This is a genomic window from Chitinophaga sp., assembly GCF_036566945.1.
In the GTDB taxonomy this organism is placed as follows: Bacteria; Bacteroidota; Bacteroidia; order Chitinophagales; family Chitinophagaceae; genus Chitinophaga.
On sequence record NZ_DATCVJ010000782.1, the window covers coordinates 1 to 5,453 of the forward strand.

The window sequence follows — 5,453 nt, forward strand, 5'->3', positions numbered from 1 at the left end:
AGTTCAGACCATTAGTGAACTACCTGAAAGGGAAGTCTGAAAGTACAGATGAGAAGAATATTGAGCTTCTGGCGTGGCTAATTGACTTTCCCGGCAGGCCTTGGGAAATGGGGAAGGAGATTTCCGACTATGGTGATATAACTGAAGTTCCGGTATTGGAGGATATCGACCAGGTAACAGGAGACCCGGTAAAGGAACCCGATTCCCCGACGACCCAGTCCGCAACTGGAAGGGATAACCGAGAAGGAATTCCGGTAATTCCGGAAATTCCAACAACTACGGTCAGCGTTGGTGGTCTAATTGGAACGGAAAGTGGGGGTGTTAACCCAACAGAAACCGGTAAGCAGGAAAAGGTAAGGGGGAAATCCACCAAAACACTGGCCGCCGCGGTGATGTTATCGCTGGTGCTGGGTACAGGAGGCATGTGGTGGTGGAAAGATAAAAATCAGACGCCGCGCTCCGGGTACTGCATGTATTGGCTGGAGGATCATTACGAGCCCATAGACTGTAACCAGAAAATATCTAATGCAAGGGTTATAGCGTTAGATACCATGAGGTTGAAAAATTTAAGGAAGATAACCAGGCCGGACACCATTACCAGTCTGGCCATAGGAAAAGTTTGGTATTCTAAAATTAATGGGAGAATGGAATATTTTACATCGGGAGGAGAACACCCGGTGATTTTTAGCCGTCAGTTGAAGCCTATTACCATCTATATTATCGATAAGTACATCCTCCCGGGTATCACGAATAGTAACTAAAAGTGACAATCGGGAAGAGGAACAAACTGAGGTTTTCATCGGTTAGGAGTAGGGGGACTCTCACAAGTAATATTTAGTAATAATTATTTCAGTCCGGAATGGTAAATTTTGGCAGTCTTGCAGTAAAGCGATTTTTCAGATTGGATAATATTATATCCAATTTAGATGTTTTGGATATAGTATTATCCAATCTTGTTCCGGGTTTTTATTTTTTGTGAGGGTATTTTCAGGGCAGAACAGGAAATGATGTCTCCGGCATTCAACCTTGTAAAATAATGATTAATCAGGATCGGGTAGAATGCGCGACTCTTCGCAAAAAGCGATACCGCAACATCAAAAATTATATTTTGAAATAAATTATCTAAAAATGAGTTTAGATATACCTGAAAACTAAAGGAATTCCTCAATTATTTTCGAGATGCCTTCCTTGCTTTTAGGAAATTGCGGCAGGCTTATCGCAAATGATTTTGACTGTAACTGGTCCCCGGGGTTGGGGGAATATCTTCAACTATTAATAATTGTCTTTTTTTCTTTTCTATATCCTGTCAAACTTACACCTCTATGCTTCTTGAAAAATTTATTTAGATGGCTTTCATCAGCAAAGCCGAACTCATTTACAATCTCGTTAATCCTCATATCACTAAAGCTTAATCGGTGTTCTATCAACCGAATTCTATAGTTGGCAATAAATTGTTGGATCGTTTCGCCACATTGATTCCTGAAATAGCTTCCCAAATAAGTATCTGATATGCCAAATTTATCGGCAATGAAGGAAGCCTTCAAATTTGCAGGTGAAAAGATATTGGACTGTATATGATTGATGATGTCCAGTATTCGCTTATCTGCGTTTCCCTTAATACCTGGTGGTTTTATTTTTGAAATATTCCTGACAGCAATTACAATCAATGCATTTACATAGTGCGCGGTTAAATCTTCATCATAGATGTCCTTATGTGCAATGGCGTGCAACAGACATTCTACTATCGACTTAACGAGGAATTCATCTTCTTTTTGTTTTAGAATGCAGCCCGATAAATGTGACGCGTAGTATAATAAACACTCGATGCAGTTTATATTTTTAGACCTGTATTCTTTGACATATTCGTTATTAATTCTAATCAGCAGGAATTCTGTCGTTTCACTAATATGAAAGTTATGATAATCGTTGGGTGTCATTAACATCAGGTTGCCCGGCCGGAAGGCAATACAGTTGCCATTTACACGGAGAAATCCCGTGCCGGAAATAACATACACCATTTGGAAAAAGCTAAACTGTAAATCGCTGGCCGGGCATTCATCTACCTTACGATAAACAACTTCGAAGGATTGATGCATATTTTCCTTTTTCATAGGGTAAAAATACCTTTTTATCATTGAAATGTACTGATATCTACGTGGTGCTCAGTTTAATTTTGATAAAAATTACTGATATGAAGAATAGGAATAAGCACCACCTGCATAAGAACACCCTTGCCCTCATTGCTATTTGTATGGCTACGCTGATGTTTTCGTTAGAGATTTCCAGTGTACCAGTGATACTCCCGACCCTTGAAAAGGTATTAGGCGCCAACCTGAGGGATATGCAGTGGATCATGAATATTTATACAATCGGCTGTACAACAGTGCTGATGGCAGCAGGGACACTGGCCGATAAATATGGCCGTAAGCGGGTGCTCCTTATTACGCTTGGCTTATTTGGTATTGCGTCCCTGGTTTGTGGTTTGGCGGAAAATGTATCAGTGCTGATTGTAAGTCGTTTTTTTCAGGGAGTAAGCGGAGGCGCCATGTTGATTTGTCAGATATCAGCCCTTTCTCACCAATTTCAGGAAGGAAAGGAGCGTAGTAAAGCCTTTGGAGTATGGGGTATTATCCTTGGATTGGGATTAGGGTTCGGACCAATTATAGGCAGTGGTATTGTGGGGTTACTGTCCTGGAAATGGGTTTTCCTGATACACGTGCCCATAGCTGTTCTGGCTGCTGTTCTTGTTTATGGGAATGTGGCAGCATCCAAAGACCCGGAGGCGAAGAAACTGGATGTTTGGGGAATCGTCACGTTATCGTTATCTGTTTTTGGCGTCACTTATTTCATTACACAAGGAAGCGATATTGGTTTTACCAGCCCCTCTGCAATTTGTATACTTATCGCTGCAACAATAAGCTTTATCATTTTTGTATGGGTTGAAAAAAACAATGATTACCCGATGTTTGATTTTTCTGTATTTAAAACACGCAATTTTTCAGGTGCGATTTTGGGTGCTATCGGTATGAATTTTAGCTTTTGGCCATTTATTATTTATCTGCCTATTTATTTTCATAGCTGTTTGGGTTATGATGTGATAACTGTGGGGCTTTCTTTGCTGGCTTATACACTCCCTACCTTAATTATACCACCATTGGCGGAGCGCCTTTCCGCCCGGTATCGTCCAGGCATTGTTGTTCCTTCAGGACTGTTTATAATCGGTTTAGGATTTATAGTGATGAGGTATGGAAGTCTGGCCCGAAATGCAGGCTGGCTCACCATGCTGCCCGGTTCCATATTGGCAGGTATTGGATTAGGCTTAACCAATACACCTGCCACCAATACTGCCACAGGCTCGGTTTCAAGCAATCGGGCAGGAATGGCTTCCGGTATAGATATGAGTGCCCGGTTGATTACATTGGCCATTAATATTGCATTGATGGGATTTATCCTGGTAAAAGGAATTTTATCTTATCTGGAAACTGCATTAGCTCACCTGTCACCCCATAAACTACCATTGCATGCGTTGGCGGAAAAAGCAGCCACTGGAAGCTTACACACGCTTCAACGTGATTTTCCACAGTTATCTGATGTAGATCCTTCCGGAATGGTGATGCATGCAGCACTCCTGCAAGGTTTTGACTGGATAATGTTATACGGTGGTATTGGTGTCTGGATTTTATCGCTGGCAAGTTTTATCACCTTTGGTTGGAAGAAAGTATATACATCCGTATAAATGCTTCGTAGCGATAAGGTAAGTTCAGGGAGGTCAAAAAAAGGAAACAATCAAAACTGATTGTTTCCTTTTTTTATAAGCTATCATCCGAAATTAGCGGCGATGGTTTCCAGGTATTGTTCAATAGGCACGGAATTGCGCAAAGCAATAAGATCGTTGCCCATTTTTCCGATAACGTTTCTGAATTGCTTGTTTTGGCCGGTAGCTAAACTGTAAATCACATCCACAATAGTCATTGGATTATCCAAAGCCTGGTTTGCATTGCTAAAAATCTGCTTTACTTTATTCGTAATTGCATCATATGCCTCTATGGAAGGATTGATGTTCCATACCACATTATGCTGAAAATTATTATCGGCCGAACCGCCTTGCTCAATAAGATGCAGGTCAATGTTCAAAGGCTTCAATTCATAATAAAGCCCTTCTGTTAAGCCTTCCAGTGCAAACTTTGACATATTGTACAAAGAGCCAACAGGGACCGCGGTAGTGAGGCCCATCCAGGAACTGATATTGATAAATTTGCCACCTCCCTGCTCACGAAAGTGAGGTAAGAAGGCGCGGATAATATTGATCGGGCCACGGACATTTACTGCAAATTGCCAGTCAATATCTTTTTCGTTAGCCAATTCCAATGCACCATATGTACCCAGCCCCGCATTGTTAACTACAACGTCAATTTTTCCAAAGGCCGCAATCGCAGCGTCGACAGCGGCTTTTACCTGGTCTGTTTGGGTAACGTCCAGCCTGAAAATTTTGATATTGTCGTATTGCGTGAGTGTTGTTTCTTTCTCAGGAGTACGCATAGTAGCTGCCACATTCCATCCTTGTTCAGCAAAATATGTAGCCGTCAGTTTTCCCAATCCTGAACTTGTGCCTGTAATGAAAATTGTTTTACTCATGATTTCAGATTTTAAAATAAAAACCAAAATTAATCATATAGTGGTATAACTTTGTAACCAGTATAACGCATGATACCAATGAAAAAGACAAATGGCATATTATCCAACCCACGTAACCAGGCAGAAGAAATACAGGCTTTACAGGATTGTATTTATGTAGTTGGTGGCAAATGGCGGTTACCCATCATTAATTCCATTTGCAATGGAAATAAACGGTTCCGTGAGATAGAACGCAGCATCCCCGGCATCACTACCCGGATGCTATCAAGAGAGTTAAAAGATCTCGAATTGAACAAACTGATTAAACGTACAGCTAATCCCGGTCCGCCGGTATTGGTAGCATATGATGCTACTGCTTATTGCAAGACTTTCGCAGGCATTATTCTGGAAATGATTAAATGGGGCAAACAGCACAGAAAAGAGATCCGGAAAGTTGAAAAAGGATAAGTACTTTAAACCCGCTTAATACTCCTTTTTTAAAAATTTCAATCTGCTGCTCACCTGCTTTAACCATTCCCTTGCCATCAGCTCATGTCCAGCCACTGTTGGATGAACGTGGTCCCAAATCCAATATTTTTCCGGTGCTCTTTTTAAGGCATCATTAAATACCTGCTGAAAAGGCACAAATACGGCATTGTAATCCCGTGCCAACCGTCGGGCTATTTCCTGCCTTTTCTTTACATCGGCCACTCTGGGATTGGTGTCGCCTTCCGTACCGCCATAAGGCAACGTAAAAGGTTCGCCAATTACCATTAACAGGTGGGGGTTTTGAGCCCTGCTCTCATCCAGTAATTGTCTGTACACCTGCTCATACTGTT

The 5,453-nt window shown here is 41.5% G+C and carries 6 protein-coding genes; 3 read left to right on the top strand and 3 right to left on the bottom strand.

Annotated elements, in window-relative coordinates:
• The coding region (locus tag VIP81_RS23545; protein ID WP_331967137.1) for a hypothetical protein at positions 1–761 on the top strand (761 nt) is incomplete at its 5' end.
• Between the two features lie 504 nt (positions 762–1,265).
• On the opposite strand, the gene VIP81_RS23550 is transcribed toward VIP81_RS23545, so the two are convergent.
• Positions 1,266–2,111: an AraC family transcriptional regulator gene (locus tag VIP81_RS23550; protein WP_331967140.1), complete on the bottom strand. Its 846-nt coding sequence runs from the start codon at positions 2,109–2,111 to the stop codon at positions 1,266–1,268.
• Positions 2,112–2,191: 80 nt separating this feature from the next.
• Between VIP81_RS23550 and VIP81_RS23555 the strand changes: the two genes are divergently transcribed.
• Positions 2,192–3,736, top strand: a complete 1,545-nt coding sequence (locus VIP81_RS23555; RefSeq protein WP_331967142.1) for an MFS transporter — start codon at positions 2,192–2,194, stop codon at positions 3,734–3,736.
• Between the two features lie 83 nt (positions 3,737–3,819).
• On the opposite strand, the gene VIP81_RS23560 is transcribed toward VIP81_RS23555, so the two are convergent.
• Positions 3,820–4,635 (bottom strand): SDR family oxidoreductase, encoded by an 816-nt coding sequence (locus VIP81_RS23560; RefSeq protein ID WP_331967144.1) that lies wholly within the window; start codon positions 4,633–4,635, stop codon positions 3,820–3,822.
• A gap of 78 nt (positions 4,636–4,713) precedes the next feature.
• Here VIP81_RS23560 and VIP81_RS23565 point away from each other — a divergent pair, with 78 nt between their 5' ends.
• Entirely contained in the window at positions 4,714–5,082 is a 369-nt protein-coding gene (locus tag VIP81_RS23565; protein ID WP_331967147.1) for a helix-turn-helix domain-containing protein, read from the top strand.
• Between the two features lie 15 nt (positions 5,083–5,097).
• Here VIP81_RS23565 and VIP81_RS23570 read toward each other — a convergent pair.
• Positions 5,098–5,453 (bottom strand): GDSL-type esterase/lipase family protein (locus VIP81_RS23570; RefSeq protein WP_331967150.1); only part of this gene is annotated, 356 nt, incomplete at its 5' end.

Bases quoted from the DNA above. Each gene is read 5' to 3' on its own strand.
- VIP81_RS23550 (WP_331967140.1), bottom strand. From the start codon at position 2,111: ATGAAAAAGGAAAATATGCATCAATCCTTCGAAGTTGTTTATCGTAAG.
- VIP81_RS23555 (WP_331967142.1), top strand. From the start codon at position 2,192: ATGAAGAATAGGAATAAGCACCACCTGCATAAGAACACCCTTGCCCTC.
- VIP81_RS23560 (WP_331967144.1), bottom strand. From the start codon at position 4,635: ATGAGTAAAACAATTTTCATTACAGGCACAAGTTCAGGATTGGGAAAA.
- VIP81_RS23565 (WP_331967147.1), top strand. From the start codon at position 4,714: ATGAAAAAGACAAATGGCATATTATCCAACCCACGTAACCAGGCAGAA.